15 protein-coding genes are annotated in these 19,314 nt (G+C 39.6%); 6 read left to right on the forward strand and 9 right to left on the reverse strand.

Annotated features, from left to right (window positions below; genetic code table 11):
- Positions 1–235 precede the first annotated feature (235 nt).
- The 5 genes from CMT41_RS02615 (at position 236) to CMT41_RS02630 (ending at position 5,022) form a co-directional block, all read left to right on the forward strand.
- On the forward strand, positions 236–631 hold the full coding sequence (locus CMT41_RS02615; RefSeq protein ID WP_057179610.1) for a hypothetical protein: 396 nt from the start codon (positions 236–238) through the stop codon (positions 629–631).
- Between the two features lie 897 nt (positions 632–1,528).
- The gene (ltrA, locus tag CMT41_RS02620; protein WP_232300001.1) at positions 1,529–2,728 is read left to right on the forward strand and encodes a group II intron reverse transcriptase/maturase; all 1,200 of its coding nucleotides are present in this window, start codon (positions 1,529–1,531) and stop codon (positions 2,726–2,728) included.
- A 316-nt stretch (positions 2,729–3,044) separates the two neighbouring features.
- A complete protein-coding gene (locus CMT41_RS18920) occupies positions 3,045–3,194 on the forward strand; it encodes a hypothetical protein (protein WP_157447785.1) in 150 nt (49 codons plus the stop codon).
- A 424-nt stretch (positions 3,195–3,618) separates the two neighbouring features.
- Positions 3,619–4,815, forward strand: a complete 1,197-nt coding sequence (locus CMT41_RS02625; protein ID WP_083494194.1) for an IS4 family transposase — start codon at positions 3,619–3,621, stop codon at positions 4,813–4,815.
- 33 nt (positions 4,816–4,848) lie between these two features.
- Positions 4,849–5,022, forward strand: a complete 174-nt coding sequence (locus CMT41_RS02630; protein ID WP_157466256.1) for a hypothetical protein — start codon at positions 4,849–4,851, stop codon at positions 5,020–5,022.
- Positions 5,023–5,135: 113 nt separating this feature from the next.
- On the opposite strand, the gene CMT41_RS02635 is transcribed toward CMT41_RS02630, so the two are convergent.
- A complete protein-coding gene (locus tag CMT41_RS02635) occupies positions 5,136–6,938 on the reverse strand; it encodes a tetratricopeptide repeat-containing diguanylate cyclase (RefSeq protein ID WP_198149778.1) in 1,803 nt (600 codons plus the stop codon).
- A gap of 450 nt (positions 6,939–7,388) precedes the next feature.
- Between CMT41_RS02635 and CMT41_RS02640 the strand changes: the two genes are divergently transcribed.
- On the forward strand, positions 7,389–7,703 hold the full coding sequence (locus CMT41_RS02640) for a hypothetical protein (protein WP_057179612.1): 315 nt from the start codon (positions 7,389–7,391) through the stop codon (positions 7,701–7,703).
- Positions 7,704–7,866: 163 nt separating this feature from the next.
- On the opposite strand, the gene CMT41_RS02645 is transcribed toward CMT41_RS02640, so the two are convergent.
- From CMT41_RS02645 to CMT41_RS02680, 8 genes are all read right to left on the reverse strand, one after another.
- Positions 7,867–9,375, reverse strand: a complete 1,509-nt coding sequence (locus CMT41_RS02645) for a sensor histidine kinase (RefSeq protein WP_058026267.1) — start codon at positions 9,373–9,375, stop codon at positions 7,867–7,869.
- Positions 9,376–9,403: 28 nt separating this feature from the next.
- The gene (locus CMT41_RS02650) at positions 9,404–10,180 is read right to left on the reverse strand and encodes a response regulator transcription factor (protein ID WP_058026268.1); all 777 of its coding nucleotides are present in this window, start codon (positions 10,178–10,180) and stop codon (positions 9,404–9,406) included.
- A gap of 92 nt (positions 10,181–10,272) precedes the next feature.
- On the reverse strand, positions 10,273–11,028 hold the full coding sequence (locus CMT41_RS02655) for a spondin domain-containing protein (protein ID WP_198149779.1): 756 nt from the start codon (positions 11,026–11,028) through the stop codon (positions 10,273–10,275).
- Positions 11,029–11,037: 9 nt separating this feature from the next.
- Complete coding sequence (locus CMT41_RS02660; RefSeq protein WP_058026269.1) at positions 11,038–11,757, reverse strand: spondin domain-containing protein; 720 nt, start codon at positions 11,755–11,757, stop codon at positions 11,038–11,040.
- 295 nt (positions 11,758–12,052) lie between these two features.
- Positions 12,053–13,348, reverse strand: a complete 1,296-nt coding sequence (locus CMT41_RS02665) for a hybrid sensor histidine kinase/response regulator (RefSeq protein ID WP_057179616.1) — start codon at positions 13,346–13,348, stop codon at positions 12,053–12,055.
- A gap of 1 nt (position 13,349) precedes the next feature.
- Positions 13,350–13,961 carry a chemotaxis protein CheB gene (locus CMT41_RS02670; protein ID WP_057179617.1) on the reverse strand — a complete coding sequence of 204 codons (612 nt, stop codon included), beginning with the start codon at positions 13,959–13,961 and terminating at the stop codon, positions 13,350–13,352.
- Between the two features lie 24 nt (positions 13,962–13,985).
- Positions 13,986–14,861 (reverse strand): CheR family methyltransferase, encoded by an 876-nt coding sequence (locus CMT41_RS02675; RefSeq protein WP_083494195.1) that lies wholly within the window; start codon positions 14,859–14,861, stop codon positions 13,986–13,988.
- 45 nt (positions 14,862–14,906) lie between these two features.
- Entirely contained in the window at positions 14,907–19,301 is a 4,395-nt protein-coding gene (locus tag CMT41_RS02680) for a response regulator (protein WP_058026270.1), read from the reverse strand.
- Positions 19,302–19,314 lie beyond the last annotated feature (13 nt).

The raw sequence follows: 19,314 nt of genomic DNA on the forward strand, positions 1-19,314 counted from the left end.
TACCATTTTCATTAAGTTTGTGATCTTGTTGTGCTCAGGACAAATATTTCAGCACAAGGCGCTCGATTGACCAATAGCGGGCTATTTTACCCCCACACGTGGGCAAGAACTTAGTGATATTGCTATAATCCAAGGCATAGCTGAAAAGTACTGAGCTTTTTCTTGTTATACACTAAAGGAGGATTACACTAGCAGCTACTTTACTAACAACTTCTTCTAGAATTACGGAGTCCCTATGAAAAAAATATTTTTAGTCAGTATTATTCTGCTTTCATTATCACTATCTAGCCTTGCTCAGGCCAATGTTAAGCTGGGTGTGGCGGTAGACATGGACTTAAGTATTGTTGCCCAAATTGATCGCTATAATATCATCTTAGGTGATAGTGGCTTTGCCGTTGATTATTTAGTGAAAACCGGTAACTTTGATAATAAAACACCATTATCTTGGTATTTTGCGGGCGGTGGCTGGGCTGGTTGGAATCATGGTTATGGTGTACGTGCTCCGATAGGCGTTGCTTGGTACTTTGCTAAAGGTTGGGATGTATATGGGCAAGTACAACCGGTAGCAAACTTTGATAGTGATTTTAAATTCAGTGTTGATGGCGCCGTAGGTGTGCGATTTTCCTTTTAATGAACTAAAAAATTAGTTTGATGAATACATAGCAAGGGCCTTTAAGGCTCTTTTTTATGTTTGCCCAGCGAAGCTGGCAAACCCGACAGGCTGAAAGAAGCCTGATCACCCTGACTAAGGGGAAGATAATCTGAATGGCAAGGGCGTTATTGGCTAACGATAGGGTCTGAAGGAAGCCATAGGAAGATAGATGTACACAACTAACCGTAACCTGTTTCGGCGGTATTGGTGGGTAAGCGTCCATAATAGCGCGAAGCCCTATTCTTAGTCAGACCAATGCTGTGCTTGAGGGTGGCATATCTATCGGGGAGCTAGTGCAGTAACTGGGGAAGCCTGGCATTGTATCCAATCAAAATGATTTGATCAAAAATGGTTGGACGTATTATTCAAGAGGTGACTCAAGAATTTTGCGAGTGTGAGGTGGCAGATGAACCCGCAGTAGTGAGTAAGGCTAGGCCGATGACAGCCAGTAATGGTGTGGAGGATAAAACCAAGCCGACTATCAGCATTGTGTTTGATAGGGTCAATTTGAGTTAAAAGCTTTCATTGATTGCGAAGGGGGAAGTGATTTATAAATCACTCAAGAATAGTGGGATTTGTATCGGGTCTACGAGTTGTCTAATAAGGCAAGGTCTCCTTAATTTACTAAGGGTGAAATCAAGGCTGAGAATGGAACTGGACACGGGGAGTAATTATTTCTCTTTACTAGAGGCAAAATAAAGGCGGTTAAGTACATTGCAATAATAGAGAATAAAATTTCTCTCGCTAGAAGGCTTACCGCGATAATGAAACAAACCTAACCGATGTAAAGGAAGCTAATCCCAAGTGATGTGAGACAGTAATTTGAGAGTACATTTTAGTCTTTATGGACGCATGTTATCACTGCAAGCGCTTTATATGGCTTACAAACAAGTGAAAAAGAATCGAGGCGCTGCCGGTATTGACGGACAGAGTATCGATGATTTCACCCAAAATTTGGAAAAAGAACTCAACCAATTATTGCTTGAACTGCAAGAAAAGCGCTATCAAGCGCAACCAGTAAAACGTGTTGAAATCGACAAAGACGATGGCGGCAAACACTTACTGGGCATTCCAACGGTTCGAGACCGAATTGTTCAACAATGTTTATCGACTATCATGACACCGATATTTGACCCGCACTTTCATCCATCAAGTTATGGCTATCGTGTGGGGCGAAGCTGTAGCAAAGCGACGTTATTTATACGCAGGTATAACAAGCGTCACGTTGTTGATATGGATTTGTCGAAATGTTTTGACATGCTCGACCACGAGTTAATTTTAAAATTCGTAAGAAAGCGCATCACAGACGGCAGTATATTAAACTTGATAAAACAGTTTCTCAACAGTGGTGTAATGGTAGGCTCAACGTTTGAAAGTAGTGAACTTGGTAGTCCACAAGGAGGCGTTATTAGTCCGCTATTATCAAACATCTATTTAGATGAGTTTGACCAAGAAATGATGAGCAGGCAGCACAGGATAGTGCGGTATGCGGATGACATCTTGATTTTCTGCACCTCAAAAGCAGGGGCAGAGAACGCATTAAAAGTAGCAAGCCACTATCTAGAAGTAACACTGAAACTTAAAATAAATGAGCGTAAGACCCATATAGCACATAGCGACACGGGGATAAAATTCTTAGGAGTGATAATTGGCAGCAATTACACCCGTATTCAAGAAAAGAAACTCAACAACTTCAAAGTAAAAGTGAAGCAACTCACCAAGCGTAATGGAGCAGGTAATTTAGTGACAGTGCTAAAAAGACTCAACCCAGTGCTAAGAGGTTTTGTAAATTACTTTAAGATAGCGAATATAAGCTCAATTTTACAACAACTGTCGGCTTGGCTCAGGCGACGATTAAGGGCTGTACAACTGAGGTTGTGGAAAAAGCCGATGAAATTACATCGGCGATTAAAGCAGTTAAAGTTCAAGCCACCCTTTAAGTTTATCAAGATGAACTCATGGCGAAGTGCCAAGAGTCCACTAGCAAACTACGCAATGCCAAACAAATGGTTTAAAGAAATCGGCTTATATCAGATAGATGAAGTGAAGACAGGAGTTCTTGCTTCTTATTATTAGCTTGATGAGAAATAGTAAATTGCATGAGCCGTATACGAGGTCCGTACGGACGGTTCTGTGAGAGGGATGAGGCATGAGCCTCACCCTACTCGATGGTAAATCAATAATTATAAATGCCAAATAAAATACACTCAAGGCATCAAATCAAAGAGAGCAACTCGTTATGCGCTGGCGTTATTTTACTGATTATTATATTACTAGTCGCTTCAGGGCTTGTTTACTTACATAAATATAAAGCTACCTTAGTTAATACTCAGCCAATAGAGCTGGCACTATGGTATAAACCTGAATATAAGCGCAAGTGTGATTGCATAATATGTTTAAACTGCGCAGTGAGATGCAGGCAGTTGAGTTTTATGCGGAAAATGAAGATGCTGAACATTTACATAAATGGACTGGGCAACTTAATGAACATTACCTTAAAATTGGGGATATGCTACACACTTGGCAAAAAAATGGTCGTTGAAAGCCATGTCTGAGATGATCAAAGCGAACGAGCAAGGAGACTTCAACACGGTATTGGCTAAAAATAGCTGTGTTGTAGTTAGGTGTTGGTAATATAGTAAGCTATTGATTTTACAGTGAGTGTTGGTGGTGTGATAAAAGCGAGCGTCACAAGCATGGATGCTTGTGCAGAGCCCCATGGATGCTGACGAATCCCCATAACTTTTTAATCTTAGTTGGGTTTAATTCCCCAGCGCTTACGGTGAAAAAAGATGAGATAAACTAACTAAAGATACCCTCTCTTTTCGCAGAAAATTTCGCCTAAGCGAAACCCTTGGGCCGGGAGACTCATTAAAAAAAGCATAAAAATAGTTAAATAAGGTTAGGTGTACCCATGAATATCGGCGATTATTAAATTCTCTAAAACCCAATTGACGTCAATATTCATGAATACATCCACTATGTTACACACCTTTTTCAAAATGTCTTCTTTTAATGCTATTAATGATAAACGGAGGATCAAAGCTGTTTTAGATTGTACTGACTCACTTGCAATGGATGAAACGCTTACCCTTACAGGTTTAGGCAGAGGTATCATCAATACTAAAGCAAAAGTTAAAAACTCCATTAAACGTGTCTGTCGGCTATTAGGCAATGAAAATTTACACCAAGAGCGGATAGGTGTTTATGCTGCGATTGCTAAAGTCAGCCTCAAGAATATCAAATATCCTTTGATTATTATTGATTGGTCACCTGTAAATAGGCTAGATAAACAAATATTGCGCGCGGTGATCCCTATAGGGGGCAGAGCATTTACTCTTTATGAAGAAGTTTATCCAGAAAAACAACTTGGCACGGTTACCGCTCATAAAGATTTTTTGAATAAATTAGCGTTAGTTCTTCCTAAAAATATAACCCCAATAATTTCAACCGATGCTGGTTATAGGGTTCCGTGGTTTAAAGAAGTAGAAGCACAAGGATGGTTTTGGCTTGGCCGTTTACGAGGTAGAGTGAGTCTTCAAGTTGAAGAGCAATGGCAGAGTGTTTATGAATTATTTTCACAAGTAAAAGTCAATGAAAAAAAGCACTTAGGGACATGTTTGTTGGGAAAGACGCAAAAGCACACTTGCACAGCCGTCCTTTATAAAAAAGCCTCCAAAGGAAGGAGTACGAAAACATTAGACGGTAAAAAAAGTAGAAGAAGCGTAAGCTTAGAGTATGCTAAAGGCGGTAGAGAGCCTTGGTTGTTAGTGAGCAACATGCCTGAATTAGAGTGGCCTGCAGAGCGGATTGTCAACTTATACAATCAACGAATGCAGATAGAAGAAGGCTTTAGAGATACAAAAAATGAACGTTACGGCCTAGCACTAAATTTTTGCCGAAGTTCAAGTTTAGAACGAGTAAATATTTTACTCATGATAGCAATGCTTACCCAATTTTCATTGATATTGGTAGGAAAAATGGCTTACATAAAAGGCTACTATAAAGACTTCCAAGCTAACACGGTTAAATCTAGACGAGTACTATCTTATTTTCGATTGGGAAAGGAGTTAATCAGACGAGAACAATATCAGTTTAATGTTGCTGACATTGCTCTAGCACTAGGAGGGTTAAAGGCATGCGCGGATGCACAATTCAGATAAAGAAATGGGGATCCCTCAGCCATGGATGGGTTTATGCGTCTCGCTTGTTTACTCGCCCATACTAAACAACAACAGAGCCCTAAAAATACAGCCTTGCAGCAAAGTTGTAATGCCTGTCATGATGACTATCAAGCAATTACCGCTTTGACTTACCGAACTCTAGACTTTAGCGGCATTCAAATATTCAACATAACTAAGCCTGGCTGATTTAGTTAAACATTAATTGTTGTCAATACATGTCGCTATAGTACTATCAAGGTGCAAATTAATGGTCAAACACTTTCTTTGGTGAGTGGGCTTTAGCTAGGAATATTGCAGAACTAAGTTTCGTTGGCAATAACAGTTTGGTTTCTGCCTTGATCTTTAGCTTGAAATAAAGCCATATCGGCATTATTAAATAGTTGCTTAAAGCTATCTTGTTTGTCAGTTAACTGTGCAATGCCAAAGCTTGCGGTAATTTGTAGAGGCTTACTGTTGACCATTATTACTTTATGCTCGATAGCATGCCTTATACGTTCAGCTATTTCATATGCTTGAGCAGAAGAAGCTTCGGGTAAAATAAGTAAAAACTCCTCTCCACCTATACGACCTAAAATATCATGTGCTCTGACATATTCATTGGCTGTTGATGAAATTTCCTTTAAAGCGATATCACCACCGGCATGACCAAAACTGTCATTGACCTGTTTGAAATGATCCACGTCGAATATGATCATAGCAAAGTTCTGCTTGGCCTTTATCGCTTGTAGTAACATTTTCTGAGCATAAATAAAGGTATATCGACGGTTTGCTAGTTCAGTTAAGGTGTCAGTGTTAGCTATTTTCTGAAGAGCTTTACTATTAAGTATTTGTCGATAAATAAAATAAAACAGTACCAGCACAAATAATAAAATAATTATGATGATCATATTTTGTAATTTCTGTTGTTGTACCGCATTCTCTAGAGCCGCTTTATTTAATGCCTTATCTTGCTCTAATAATTTGTTGGTCAAAATAGCTTGGTCGGTATCGAACATGACTTTATATTTTGAACGTACAGTTTCGCGCTCAGTGTTATAATAAATTTTTAAAAGTTCTCTTGCTTGTTCTTGTTTGAAGTATGCTGTTTTATAGTCTTCTTTAATAATTGCAACCTTGCCTTGTAAATCATAAAGCTGAATATACCAACTAAGTGCATTATGCTTACCTAAAGGTGCAAGTATCGCTTCAACTCTAGTTAATGCCTCTATTGCTGCATTTATGTTGTCATCAGCAATTTCAAGTTTAGCTGCTAAGACAATTGCGCCAATTTCTGCTGCAGGGTTTTCATAGTCAGGATTTACTTCTTTGTATTTATGCCAAAAGATACGGGCTTTGTCGTGTTGTTGAGAGCGATGATAAGTATCAGCTAACCCTAGATATGCTAAGTAAACGTACTCTGTTTTATTGTTTTCTTTTGTTAATTCGATAACTCTTAGATAAGTCGCCTCAGCTTTTGAGTAATCCTTTTTACGCAGGTGAATTTTGGCTAAAACATTTTGTACAAACAACTCATCAAAATAATATTGATGTTTTTTAAAATAATCACTGGCTTCTGTTGCTAACTTTATTGCATTAATATCGTCAAATAAAAGAGAGTAGGAGTTAGCCATTTCAGCTTTTAAATAAGCTAAGCCTAACTCATCACCTATCTTTTCAAGTTGTAAGTAAGCTTGATGATAATGCTTCAGGGCTAGAGTATCTTTATGATTCATTGAATATGAGTAAGCCATGTAAGCATAGCTTTCAGCAAGGAGTTTTGAGTTTTCATTTGCTTTAGCATACTTCTCCGCGAGCAAGTATTTCTCCATTGCCTGCTCGGAATTACCCAATTCATCCATGATGCTACCTTGAGTCAGTAACATTGAAATACCGGTATCAGTCTTTAAATCTACTTTTAGAGCATATGCTTGGTCTAGTAATCCTTGACTTACTTTGTAGTGCCCTAATATGAGGTTATGTAGTGCCATCTTGCTAAATATGGTGGCTTTATCAAAATCTGTCATTTGTTGATGATGTTCAGCTAAAAGTTTTTTAGAGAAGGCAAGAGCCAATGCCGGATCTTTCTTATTCAACTCATCAATTTGACTAAAAGGCTTTTGCATTCCCGCAGAGGGCTCCTCAAAAGTATAGCTATTACCGTTTAAACTAAAACACATACAAATAATAGCTGCAAAAATGTTAAAGAACTTTGCTCTTATGCTAGCTACTTTGCTTATTTTAATTCTGTTTATCATAGAGCTAGCTCTCGGGCAGTTTTATTTGTTAGTTATTACTTTACTGGAAATGAGCAGATAAAAATAGCGCATTTGTTCTAATTATAGCTGTTTGCCAAATAATAATTTTTAGTCATTATAAAGTCCAAGGATATCGCTTTGTAAACCTTGAAACCTTACTCGGTATAAGTGATAAACATTAATTTAAGCCTGTTGATTTACAAGTCAGTAAAGGCTATATAAGGGTTAAAATGGCAATTCAAGTTAGATGAATCATACTTATTGAGCTAATAGATATACTTTATTAAGTGTGATTTTTTCTCAATTGGAGACATTGTTATGATGATTGCAAGATGGTGTATTGATGCAAAATTTGGCCACAAGCCAGAGGTAGTTGAAGCTCTTAGCCGATGGTTTGATGAAATAGGCTCTCAAATAGGCTGGACTAAAGAGAACTCTCGAATTTTAGTGGGTTCAGTTGGGGCATTAGAGTCGAGTATTATTTCAGAAGTGACCATTGAAAACTTAACTCAGCTCAATGATGCTTGGCAAAAGTTGGCTGAGATTGATGCTCATAAAGAGTGGAGTAAAACCCTAGAACCCCATGTGGTTTCAGGCACAGCAAAATGGGAGATTTATCGCATTATTGAGTGAATTATTGAATGAGTTATTGAATAAATTTCGAGTGAAAGTAAGCTGCTATTGATAAACCTATCGTTATTAATAGCAGCTTAACAGCAGATTAAGAATGATGGGGCATATTCACCAGAAAATCTATTCTCTCCATCAATGTCCTTGCCGACAAAGCGACTCTATTTTAGCTCGATTCTGCCTGTTGAGCTAATACGGGTATCAATAATGAAAAGCTACTGCCATTACCAAGCTCACTTTTAACTATTAATTCCGAATTAAGTACTTGCGATAGCTTTTGGCAAATAGCTAGCCCCAAGCCAGTATGTTGGATATTATCTTCAATGGCATTACTGGCCCTATATCTAGCATCAAATATGTAGGCGATATCCTCTTTACTTATACCGCTGCCATTATCGGTAATACTTACTTTAACTTGTGTGCTGAGCTGCGTAACTGTCATCACTATTTCACCGCCAAGGCCAGTATGTCTGATGGCGTTTTCTAATAAATTGCTCATGATTCGCTCTAATTTAGCTATGTCAGAGTAAACAATATATTGGCAAGGCTGAGGTGTTAACGTTAACGAAATCTGCTTATCGGCAGCTTTTAAGGTGAATTTAGCCAGTATGTCATGTAAAAGTTCGCCAATGACAAAGGTTTCTAAATTAACGGTTACTTGACCATTTTCTAAATGAGCCAATTCAAAAATTTGATCGATAAGGCGCTTTAACTGCTCGACGTTACGCTGCACCGTCGCTAAATAATCTTGTTGTTCGGCGCTGGATAAGTCATCGCCCTTAAGCGCTAAAGTCTCAATATAGCCTTGTATAGTCGCTAACGGTGTCCGTAGATCATGAGACAAGTGTGCTAATAATTCTCGGCGTATTCTGTCATTTTCAGTCAATAATGCAAATTGCTGGTTAATTTGTCTAACCATATCGTTAAAAGTAGCGCCGAGAAAATGCACTTCATTATGGTTAATACCATGGCTGGTCGCTGAACCCCATTGCTTGAGCTGAACTTTAGTTTGATCAAACTGCACCGCTTTAAGCGCTTGCATTTGTTGTGCTAGCTCTTTTACCGGTTGAGTAAAATAGTGAAATACCGCTAGTAAAACCAGCAGCAGTAATAATAAGCTGGCGAGTACAAAGGCGCCGTATTTTTGTAAGTCTTTATCGGCTTGTACTTGGCTAAAAATTGAATCATAAATTTCGCCACCAATAATAATATATAAATAACCCTGTAGTAGTTCACCTTGATAAACAGGGGCGATAGAAAATATTTTTTTATGGTTGATATTTCTAGGGTCATCACCAAAAACCGGGGTTTTTTTCGGGTTAGCAATAAGTTGTTTTAACGGTATTAGCGATACCGACTGGCGTTTTATTTTAGTGGCCTCGGCGGAATAAGTTAAAATCTTACCTTGGGCATCGAGAAAGTAAAATTCAAAGGCTGGACCTAACAGCATTAAGGTATGAAAAAGGTTTGCTAATGCCGCTTTATCATAAACGCCGTCTTGCAATAGTGGATTATCATGGGCTAAATGTTCGGCTAAGTGTAAGTGCAACTTTTGCTCAGCTTGGTACTTAGACTGCTGTACTAGGGAATTACTCCAATAAACCAGTAGTGATGCCATCATCATGAAAGCAGCACAGAGTATTAATGCTAAGCGTTGATAAAGCGATATTTTCATCTAAAGTAAGTCCTTATTATCCTACTAGCTAAGAAGCTGCCGGTGGCATTACCCCGGCTGAATTAAGTTTATAACCAACGCCCCAGACGGTTTGGATTATTTTTGGCTCAGTACTGTTTTCCTCAAGTTTGCTTCTGAGACGATTAATATGAGAATTCACTGTGTGTTCATAGCCATTGTGGTGGTAACCCCAAACACCATCAAGTAATTGCGCGCGCGAAAACACCTGATCAGGGTGTTGGCAGAAAAAATCTATTAACTCAAACTCTGTCGCGGTTAAGTGGATGGTTTTATTTTTATAGGTAACCTGGTGATACCTATGGTCAATATGAAGTTGCCCTATACTTACTCCATTTTTCTCTAGTTCAGTGGAGCCTAGTGGTGTTGCTGTTACCTGCTCTGGCTGATTATGTTTGTCAGCATTTTTGGCCTTAATGGCATGCACTCGGCGTAATTGACTCCTAACTCGGGCCTGTAATTCTCGAATGCTAAACGGTTTAGTCATGTAATCATCAGCCCCTAGCTCAAGCCCCAACACACGGTCTATTTCCGAGGTTTTAGCGGTCAGCATAATAATGGATTGTAACGGTTTAGCTTGTCTAACTTGCCGACAAATATCTAGCCCGCTAATGCCTGGTAACATCACATCAAGTAAAATAAGTTGATAGTCTTGTGTTAAGGCTTGTTGTAGTGCTTGCTCACCTTGGGTACAAATATCACAGTGCAGCTCTAACTCAGACAAGTGCACTTTAATGAGCTTAGCAATATCAATTTCGTCTTCAATGATTAAAATTTTATCTTTCATATGGTGGCCAATAAGTGGCCAAAGCCACCTATAGCAAGCAAACTAATTAACTGTTCAATTAATTAACCCGCTTGCTATCTTGACCTAGCGCACTACTTAGTTCGAGTAATGGTTAATTTAACGGCAGGGTTATCAAAACGATGCGCCTGCGTTAATACTGAGCTAGATAAACCATCATCTTTACTCACCACGCCAGAATGATAGCCGACTAAGTCGGTATCATTGCGAGCTGCATCAAAACCCACGCCGCCGTCTGCAGGTCCTGGAATGGTACCTACGGCTTCGTTATTGAGCTCTGTGCCAGCATCATAAACATTTAACTGCCATGATTTTTCTTGGTTAAGCACTAATGTTGATATATCTACTCCAGTAAGACCCGAGAAAGCATCATTTGTATTCACCAACATAGTGACAACGGTTAAATAATTTGCCATAGGCTCAGTGGTGCTAATATGTAAAGTGACGCTAGCCCCTGGTGGTAAAGGGCCATCACTCATTGTGCTGGCTAGATTACTCTCTAGGGCTAGGAAGTCACTATTATCACCACCTTCGGCTAATTTTTCTAAGGCGACAGAGGCACTTTGGCCCACTTGCCACATTTTACTATCACCGTGCAGTGCCACTGCTATAGGTGATAAAGGTTGGCCATAGGTTAAATTAGTGAGGGTTATTGAATAACTATATTCCATCGGCGGTTGCACCAGCGGAGTATAATTATCATCACCGTTATTGTAGCTATCACCACAAGCGGCTAGGCCTAGCGTCAGTAAACTAGTAATAACAATTTGATAAATAGAGTTTTTAGCTGTATTTCTGTGAATGTTCTTATGAGCGTTAAAGGTTAACATGATGCACCCCTATAGCACGGTAATGGTGAGTTTAGCGACAGGATTTAACCAACGTTGTACGCTATTGTTAATATCGCTTTTGCCAGCTGACATATCATCATCCCCTAGGCTGCCACGGTGAATATGCACTTTGTTATTCGCTTCCATGTCGGTAACGCCAGTGCCATTCATGCCTATGCTGGCATCAAGGGGCGGTGGTACTGGCATGCCTGCTTCTCCTGGAGCGCCACTGCCACGGATTTCATCGTTCGCTTCTGTGCCAGCATCATAGGCATTTAAAAATACCGTATAAGTGCCAGCTTCGTCAGGTATTTCCCAGCTATCTAAGCCAACAAAACCGTCGTTAGAAGGCAATATCATCGCGGCAAGTGACAGATGGGTATTGCCGCTATCGTTGGTTAAGGTAAAGCTTGCTGACATCGCTGGAGCTAATAACCCCCCCGCTGGGTTTTCATTTATATTGGCGTCAGCATTACTTAATAGGCTGACTAAGCCAGATATATCACCGCCTTCGGCCATTGCTTGTAGCTCAGTACTGGCCATATCGCTCAGCATAAAGAGTCGATTTTCATTACTGTGGGCGGCGGTAACCACTGGGGTGAAATGCAATCCCTGGGTTAAATTAGTGACAGTAATGGCTAATTCTTGTGCCATCGTTGTGGTACTGGCTAGCGCGAGTGCTAGCAGAGTTAAGGTGGTTTTTATTGGCGATTGCTTGATTACTTTCATGAGACTTTCCTTGGTAGTTAGACTTATGCGGTTAGCATTTTTCTTGTCAGAGTAAGAGCAAGTATGTCGGTGAATTATCGCTAGCAGATCACGATTTTATCACTTATTAATGAAGAATTAATCACAGAAGTATCACAGCCGTGCATGCGGGCAGGTCTGCTAATATAAAATAATAAGAAATAGAGCTGAGAGGTGGATCATAGTAAGTAATTTAGCAGCCACTATTTTTAACGCCAGTAATTTGTAGCCAAGGTTAGACCAGCGAACAAGTGGCAAATCAACGCAATGCGGTCAATTATTGCTGGTCCTTGTTGTGGTGAATAGGAAATTCTATAATAAATTGTGTACCTTGCCCTAGCTTGCTTAGACAGGTGATTTTCCCACCTAAGCCTTGGTTAACAAGGTTATAGACAATGTACATGCCTAAACCACTACCGCCAGAGCCTCGCGTGGTGGTAAAAAAAGGTTCAAAGACCATCTGACTGACGGATTTTTCCATACCCTGACCATAATCCGTATAGGTGAGTAATACCTTGCTGTGCTTTTGTTTTACCGTGATCAGCATTTTTCCTTGCTCATCATCTTGATAGGCGTGCACAATTGAATTCATGATCAGGTTAGTAATAATTTGTGAAATACCCCCAGGAATGGTATTAAGCTTTATGGTTTGATCACCAGTTACTTCTACCGTGTGCTGAGCTTTATTGATGGCGGGTGATAAGCTGTTGACTACTTTTTGAATATAACTGAGCAAATTGATGTTACGTTTTCTTTCACTGGTTTGATCAACAGCTACCAGCTTGAAGTTGGAAATTTGTTCAGCGGCTCTATCTAAATTGGTTAAAATAATATCAACAGATTTTGGTGCACTGTCAACAAAGTCCGCTAGATCTTTGCGGCTAATTTTACCTTGCTTAAAATTATGTTTTAGCTGTTGCAATTTTTCTTGTAAAAAAGAGGCACCGGTAATGCTAATCCCAATAGGTGTATTTAGCTCGTGGGCGACACCAGCTACTAAACGGCCTAAGGAGGCCATTTTTTCTGATTCGAGCAACTTGTTTTGTGTCGCCATTAAATTTTCAATCGAATTTTGTAATTCCTGCGTGCGTTCTTTCACCAGTTCTTCTAAGTGCTCTTTGTGCACTCTTAGTTCGGCTTCGGCTTTTTCGCGTACTTTACAGGCAATATTTAATAGCTGTTTTTCTTTATGTAACTCCAAAAAAACCGCCACCTTACTGCGGACGACATCTTCATTAATTGGTTTTACTAGGTAATCTACCGCGCCGCTGGCATAGCCTTTAAATTCAAAAGTCTCATCCCGGGCAAAAGCGGTGATAAATATAACCGGAATGTGGCTAGTTTTAGGATGATCAAGAATTAAGGCCGCGGTTTCGAAGCCATCCATACAAGGCATTTGTACATCCATTAAGATCAGGGCAAAATCATGTTTGTGGGCCACGGCAAGTGCCTGTTGTCCAGAGAGTGCTTTGATAATTTCAACATTGAGTGAAGCCAAGGTGCGCTCATAAACGCGCAAATTATTAGGCTCATCATCAACAATCAGAATTTTTGGCAGCGTCTCTAAGTCCATGTTATCCCTTGTCTCCTTGCATGAGGTGGCACAAAAATGGCGCAATATCATTCAAGGGTAATATATGATCTACTGTATGTAAGTAAATGGCTGCTTTTGGCATAAAATCAACTTCAGCAGTTCTTGGCGCTTGTACCAGTGTTAAGCCAGCACGGTCACTAATATTCTTTAGCCCTATACTGCCATCACTACTTGCTCCTGTAAGTATAAGACCAATTAATTGATTTTTGTAGCAAGCACTGGCGCTGTCAAAGAGCACGTCAATTGAAGGTAGCGCAAAATTAACTGGCGGCTCAAGACTCAACGCAAAAATCTTACTTTTTTCAATAAGTAGGTGGTACTTTGCCGGGGCAATGTAAATATTTCCCGGTTTTATTTTTGCGCCTAACATAGCTTCCTTAACCGGCATAGCGCAATCATTGTTAAAATAACTGATAAGAAAGTCATTGTGGCTGGCCCCCTCAAAGACGATTTCGCCTCTATGTTGCAGCACTATGATGGCAAGAGGAAAGTTTATGGGTAGTTTAGGTAATATTTTATGCAGCGCATTAAGACCGCCGGCAGAGACACCGATAACTAAAGCTTGATAAAGGGCGTTATTATTGGCCGCCATTATAAGTGAGTTGCTTGGCGACGATTATTCATAGTTGATTTTTTGATAAATACGCTGGTCTTTAGCAATAGTCTCAAAGTTGTTTCTTTGATTGCTAAATTCCAGTGATTCTTTATCACCTAATAACAGATAACCACGATGTATTAGGCTTTTATTAAAGAGTGACAAGACCTTGTTCTGTAAATTTTTATCAAAATAGATAAGTACGTTACGGCAAAGGATTAAATGCATTTGAGCAAAACATTGGTCTTTTATCAAGTTATGGTGGGCAAAGGTAATATGCTCTTTAAGATCATTATGCATCTTGGCATAACCATGCTTGGCTTGATAATAATCTGCAAAAGATGCTTTGCCACCTGCCTGTTGGTAATTATGGGTATACTCGGTGATTTTTTCTGCTTTATAAATGCCTTGCTCTGCTATTTTTAACGAGTGATTGTTAAAGTCTGTCGCATATATCTGGCTGCGATTGAGTAAACCTTCTTCTTTTAACATGATGGCTAATGAATAGACTTCTTCACCTGTGGCGCAACCAGCATGCCAAATATTGATCCGAGAGTAGGTTTTGAGTTGGGTAAAAACCTTATCTCTGAGCGCTTTAAATACCAGAGGGTCACGAAACATTTCTGTGACTGTTACGGACATTTCTTTGAGGAATAGTTCAAAAAACTCAGGCTGGTATAATATTTTAGGGATCATTTCGGCAACATTGTTTAGTTGCGCCTTTTTTAGGCAGTTGTTTATGCGCCGGGTGAGCGATGCTTGGGCATAATGGCTAAAATCATAGTCATAGCGAAACGCTATTGCTTGTAGTAATAGCTTAATCTCTAGTGCCATTATTTCGTCTTCGTCAGGGCGAGGACTATAAGCTTTGGTCTTTGTTTGAGTGGTAGGTATCAAGAGCTGTTCCTTGTTATTGAATCAAGGTCGCAAAATTAACATTTGCTATGCGTCTTTTTTAAATAACCAAATACGCAAAATGGAAACCAGTTTTTCAAAATCTATAGGTTTAGTTAAATATTCTGATGCACCAGATGTTAATGCTAACTCTCTATCTTCTGGCATCGTTTTCGCGGTTAGGGCAATAATAGGAATTTTTTTATAGTGCTTCATATTACGGATAATTTGGGTGGCTTCATTACCATCCATTACTGGCATCATGGTGTCCATTAAAATAAGTTCAAAATCGTTATGCTCTCTGAGCAGTTCAATCGCCTCTTTACCGTTATTGGCCATTTCTACATCACACCCTATATCAATTAACTTTTTAGATAAGGCATAGCTATTACGCATATCATCATCAGTTAATAATATTTTACGTCCTTGTAAAATGGCATCTTCGTCATGTAAAAGCCGCATAGACTTTTTATCTTTAAGCTTAGTTAACTTACTGGATTTTTCTTCAATGTCGTATAAGAATAACGATATATCATCAAGTAAACGCTCAGGAGAACCTGTGCCTTTTATGACTACCGTAGAAGAGTATTTGTCGAGCTCTGCTTGCTCTTGGTCGGTAATCTCTTTACCGGTATAGACAATTACCGGTGGTAATACTTCTAGGGTGCCAGCATTCACTTGTTTTAATAGCTCAATACCACTCATATCGGGTAAACCTAAGTCTAAAATAACGCAGTCATATTTTCCGGTTAAAATGGCGACACAGCCTTCTTCGCCAGTAGAGACACACGTGGCTTTTAGGCCGATATTTTCCAGTAATCGTCGGGTGGCTTTACTATGGTGCTTATTATCTTCAATAATCAATACTTGGCGAATCTTTGCTGTTGATAAGTTTTCAATTTCAACTAATACTTGGTGCAGCTGCTCACTACTAACGGGTTTGGTTTGTAAGCCAATCGCTCCTTCGGCTAAGGCCTCACTGCGATTTTCACTGTGGGCTGAAATGATTTCTACTGGAATATGCTGAGTTTTTAAGCTGGACTTTAATTGCTCTAATACTTGGTGGCCATCAATATCGGGTAGCATAAGGTCAAGAATAATGCCATTGGGCTGATGATGTTGTGCTAAATATATTCCCGAGCGGCCATCACCGGCCACCAAGCATTTATAGCCACTTTTTCGGGCGTAATCACGTAATATTTTCGCAAATATTTTATCATCATCTATGACTAACAGCGTTTTGTCGCCAGCGTGTATATTGAATCTATCGTCATCAATAAAAATATTTAGCTCTAAATCTATGTCTCTGTCAATACCCGCTAATGCAGATGTGTGAACCGCAGGGGGCTGAGGTAAGGTACTTGCTGCGCTGTTTTTGCTCGCTAGGTTGTGCGTTATTACCTGGGCTTCATTTTTACTGGCGGAGCTAGTGGCATCGTCAGAAGAGAGTGGTAAATACAGGGTAAAGCTACTGCCTTTATGTATTTGGCTGGTCAGTTGTATTTCTCCGCCCAGTAAATGGCTTAATTCTCTCGCTATGGTTAAACCTAAGCCAGTACCGCCATATTTTCGGCTAGTTGAGCCATCGGCTTGTTGAAAGGCCTCAAAAATAGCTTGTAACTTATCTTCCGCAATACCAACACCCGTATCAGTAACTACAATGGCTAGGCTGTTGTTTACGGTTAAATGCTGCTGTCTAAAGTGAGTGTTTTCAGCGGGCAGGCGGAAGTTTATTGTTACTTCTCCCATTTCAGTGAATTTAACCGCATTAGAAAGTAAGTTGCGTAATATTTGCTCGAGGCGTTGACTGTCGGTGATGATGCTATCAGGTATGTTATTGTCTATGCTGGCTGACAATTGAATGTTCCTTTCTTTTGCCAGCGGGGTAAAGAGTTGCAATAACTTATCTTTGACTTGGCTAAGTTGGACATTTTCTCGGTGAATATTTAATTTCCCTGCTTCGACTTTTGATAAGTCGAGAATATCGTTAATCAGGTGCAGCAGGCTTTGACCACCATCATAGATGATATGGGCATCTTCAACTTCAGTTTCATCTAAGTGACCACTGGTATTGTCAGCTAAGCCCTTAGCCAAGAGTAATAAGCTATTCAGTGGCGTTCTTAATTCGTGGCTCATATTCGCTAAAAACTCTGACTTATATTTACTGGCTATCGTCAGCTCTTTGGCCTTGATCGCTAACTCTTGCTCTGAGGCGGCAATCTTGTCTCTTTGCGCTTGTAAATCTTTTTGTCTTTGGCCTAATTCATCATTAGAGGTTTGTAGTTCCTCACTTTGTTGTCTTAATTCCTCTTCTGAGGCTTTTAATTGCTGGGTTTGCTCAACTAAATTTTCATTAGCACTTTTTAACTCTTCTTGCTGCGTTTGTAATTCTTCTGCCTGTTGCTGGGTTTCGTGTAATAGTTGTTTGGTTCTTTGTTGACTGAATAGGTTGTTAATGACTATGCCGAGACTTTGTGCTACTTGCGTTAATGTTAGCTGCTGTTCCTCAGTAAAAACGTGGAAGGAAGCCAGTTCAATAACGGCCATAATTTTGCTTTCAAAAAGTATAGGTAAGAGTATTAAATTAAGGGGTGTTTGCTCACCTAAGGCGGAATTTATTTGAATATAATCACCGGGGACCTTAGTCAGCAGAATAAGTTTCTTCTCTTTAGCGCACTGGCCAATTAAACCCTCGCCTACCTTAATAGTCGCGGCAATATTTTTTCTAGATTGAAAAGCGTAACTGCCGACCAGAGACAAGGTATTACTATCTTGTTGCTCCTTAATATATATCACCCCATGTCCGGCTTGGCAGGCAGTGGCTAAATTACTAATGATGTCATCACTTAGTTTTGTTAGTTCAGTGATACCCTGAGTCAGTTCGTTAATTTCAGCTAATTGATGCTGGCGCTCATTTTGTTTAGATAGCTGGTCGTTATTTTGCTGTAAGTCGGCTTCAAATTTTTTCTCTTGCGATATATCTCGAATAAAGCCAGTGTAAACTCTGTTTTGAGCACCTTGTTGCGTTACTTCGCCGACAGACAGCGCGATAGGAAATATAGTGCCATCTTTTTTAAGAGCCTGAACTTCTCGACCGATACCAATAACTTTTTTGATAGCGCTAGTTTTATAGTTGTTAAGATAACTATCGTGCTCGGCCGCATAAGGCATAGGCATCAGTTTTTTTATATTTCGCCCTATTATTTCCTCTCGCCGATAATGAAATAAACGCATAGTCGAGTTGTTACACGAAAGAATAGTACCTAGTGCATCTATGGTTAAAATAGCATCCATACTGGTATTAACTATGCCCTCATTAAGGGCTATTTTTTCTGCCAAGCTAGCATTTTGCTCAATAATTTGCGCTTTCATATTATGTAAAGCATGACCAAGCTTGTCTTGCTCACCTTTTGGGTGAATTTCCTGGCTGAAATCTCCTAAGGCAATAGCTTCAGCTTGCTCTGCGGCTTCTGCCATTGATTGTATGGTGCTATTAATCGCTAAGGATAACTCACCGAGTTCATCATTGCTGATTTGGCTGATTTGTTGACTTAAATCGCCCCTTGCTACCTTCTTGGCGAGTTCTCTTAATCGGGTGATAGGCAAACTAATGAGCCGAGCAATAATAAAGGAACCTAATGTGGCCAGAATAGTGCCGATAATGATCAGCAAAAGAATTTGTTGAATAGCCGCCTGCTCATGTTCTTCGGCAGCGTAGAGTGACTCTTGGGTAAAATCTTCAATTTCTGTTAATAGCTGCTCAAGCTCATGATCTATATTATCTTCTTCTAATTCAATATCATGAATGAGCCGTTCAAGCCGTTCAAGCTGTTCTCGCTCAGCGAGTAAGTTGTCTTGTTGAACCTTAGCTGATAAGGGCGTGGCATTGATGTCATTACTCACTTGAGGCGTAGCGTAGTTGAATGCAAGACCTTTAAGTTTTGCATTGAGTAGAGCAATAATTTTCATGGCATGTTTTTGGTAACTTTGGTGTTCAGCACTTATATTGATTATCTGTTTTAATACGTATTGGAATTCTTGTTTATCGGCCTCATAAGGGGTGAGCTTAATATCATCATTTACCTTTGACTCTAGCTGAAGCAATTCTTGTTTAACTTGCGCACCAAAGTGGAGAAACTGAGCTTTAGCCATGGCATACTCTTGCACCGTCAACGCTGACTGAAATGTCTGGGTCCCTAAGCGTAATACACGCTCTAAATACAGAGCTTGTTCGAGTTGATGGGTTTCTATTGCGGTAATGCTACGAATTAACGGCATATCAATTTCAGCAATTTCTTCAACTTCTTCACCAATCAGCTTCATTTGATTTAAAGCATAGAGGCCAATGATTAATATTAAGCTAATGTTAATGAAGGCATTAACAATGAGCTTTTTCTTTATGGTGAATTGAAAAGCAGATTTTTGCTTAGAATTATTATGCATAACTGTTGTTAGT

The sequence above is a fragment of the Colwellia sp. MT41 genome, from assembly GCF_001444365.1.
GTDB lineage: Bacteria > Pseudomonadota > Gammaproteobacteria > Enterobacterales > Alteromonadaceae > Colwellia > Colwellia marinimaniae.

Excerpts from the sequence above, each read along its gene's own strand:
- CMT41_RS02635 (WP_198149778.1), bottom strand. The coding sequence starts at position 6,938 with ATGCAAAAGCCTTTTAGTCAAATTGATGAGTTGAATAAGAAAGATCCG.
- CMT41_RS02615 (WP_057179610.1), top strand. The coding sequence starts at position 236 with ATGAAAAAAATATTTTTAGTCAGTATTATTCTGCTTTCATTATCACTA.
- CMT41_RS02680 (WP_058026270.1), bottom strand. The coding sequence starts at position 19,301 with ATGCATAATAATTCTAAGCAAAAATCTGCTTTTCAATTCACCATAAAG.
- CMT41_RS18920 (WP_157447785.1), top strand. The coding sequence starts at position 3,045 with ATGTTTAAACTGCGCAGTGAGATGCAGGCAGTTGAGTTTTATGCGGAA.
- CMT41_RS02655 (WP_198149779.1), bottom strand. The coding sequence starts at position 11,028 with ATGTTAACCTTTAACGCTCATAAGAACATTCACAGAAATACAGCTAAA.
- CMT41_RS02670 (WP_057179617.1), bottom strand. The coding sequence starts at position 13,961 with ATGGCGGCCAATAATAACGCCCTTTATCAAGCTTTAGTTATCGGTGTC.
- CMT41_RS02665 (WP_057179616.1), bottom strand. The coding sequence starts at position 13,348 with ATGGACTTAGAGACGCTGCCAAAAATTCTGATTGTTGATGATGAGCCT.
- CMT41_RS02640 (WP_057179612.1), top strand. The coding sequence starts at position 7,389 with ATGATGATTGCAAGATGGTGTATTGATGCAAAATTTGGCCACAAGCCA.
- CMT41_RS02645 (WP_058026267.1), bottom strand. The coding sequence starts at position 9,375 with ATGAAAATATCGCTTTATCAACGCTTAGCATTAATACTCTGTGCTGCT.
- CMT41_RS02625 (WP_083494194.1), top strand. The coding sequence starts at position 3,619 with ATGAATACATCCACTATGTTACACACCTTTTTCAAAATGTCTTCTTTT.
- CMT41_RS02650 (WP_058026268.1), bottom strand. The coding sequence starts at position 10,180 with ATGAAAGATAAAATTTTAATCATTGAAGACGAAATTGATATTGCTAAG.
- ltrA (WP_232300001.1), top strand. The coding sequence starts at position 1,529 with ATGGCTTACAAACAAGTGAAAAAGAATCGAGGCGCTGCCGGTATTGAC.
- CMT41_RS02630 (WP_157466256.1), top strand. The coding sequence starts at position 4,849 with ATGCGTCTCGCTTGTTTACTCGCCCATACTAAACAACAACAGAGCCCT.
- CMT41_RS02660 (WP_058026269.1), bottom strand. The coding sequence starts at position 11,757 with ATGAAAGTAATCAAGCAATCGCCAATAAAAACCACCTTAACTCTGCTA.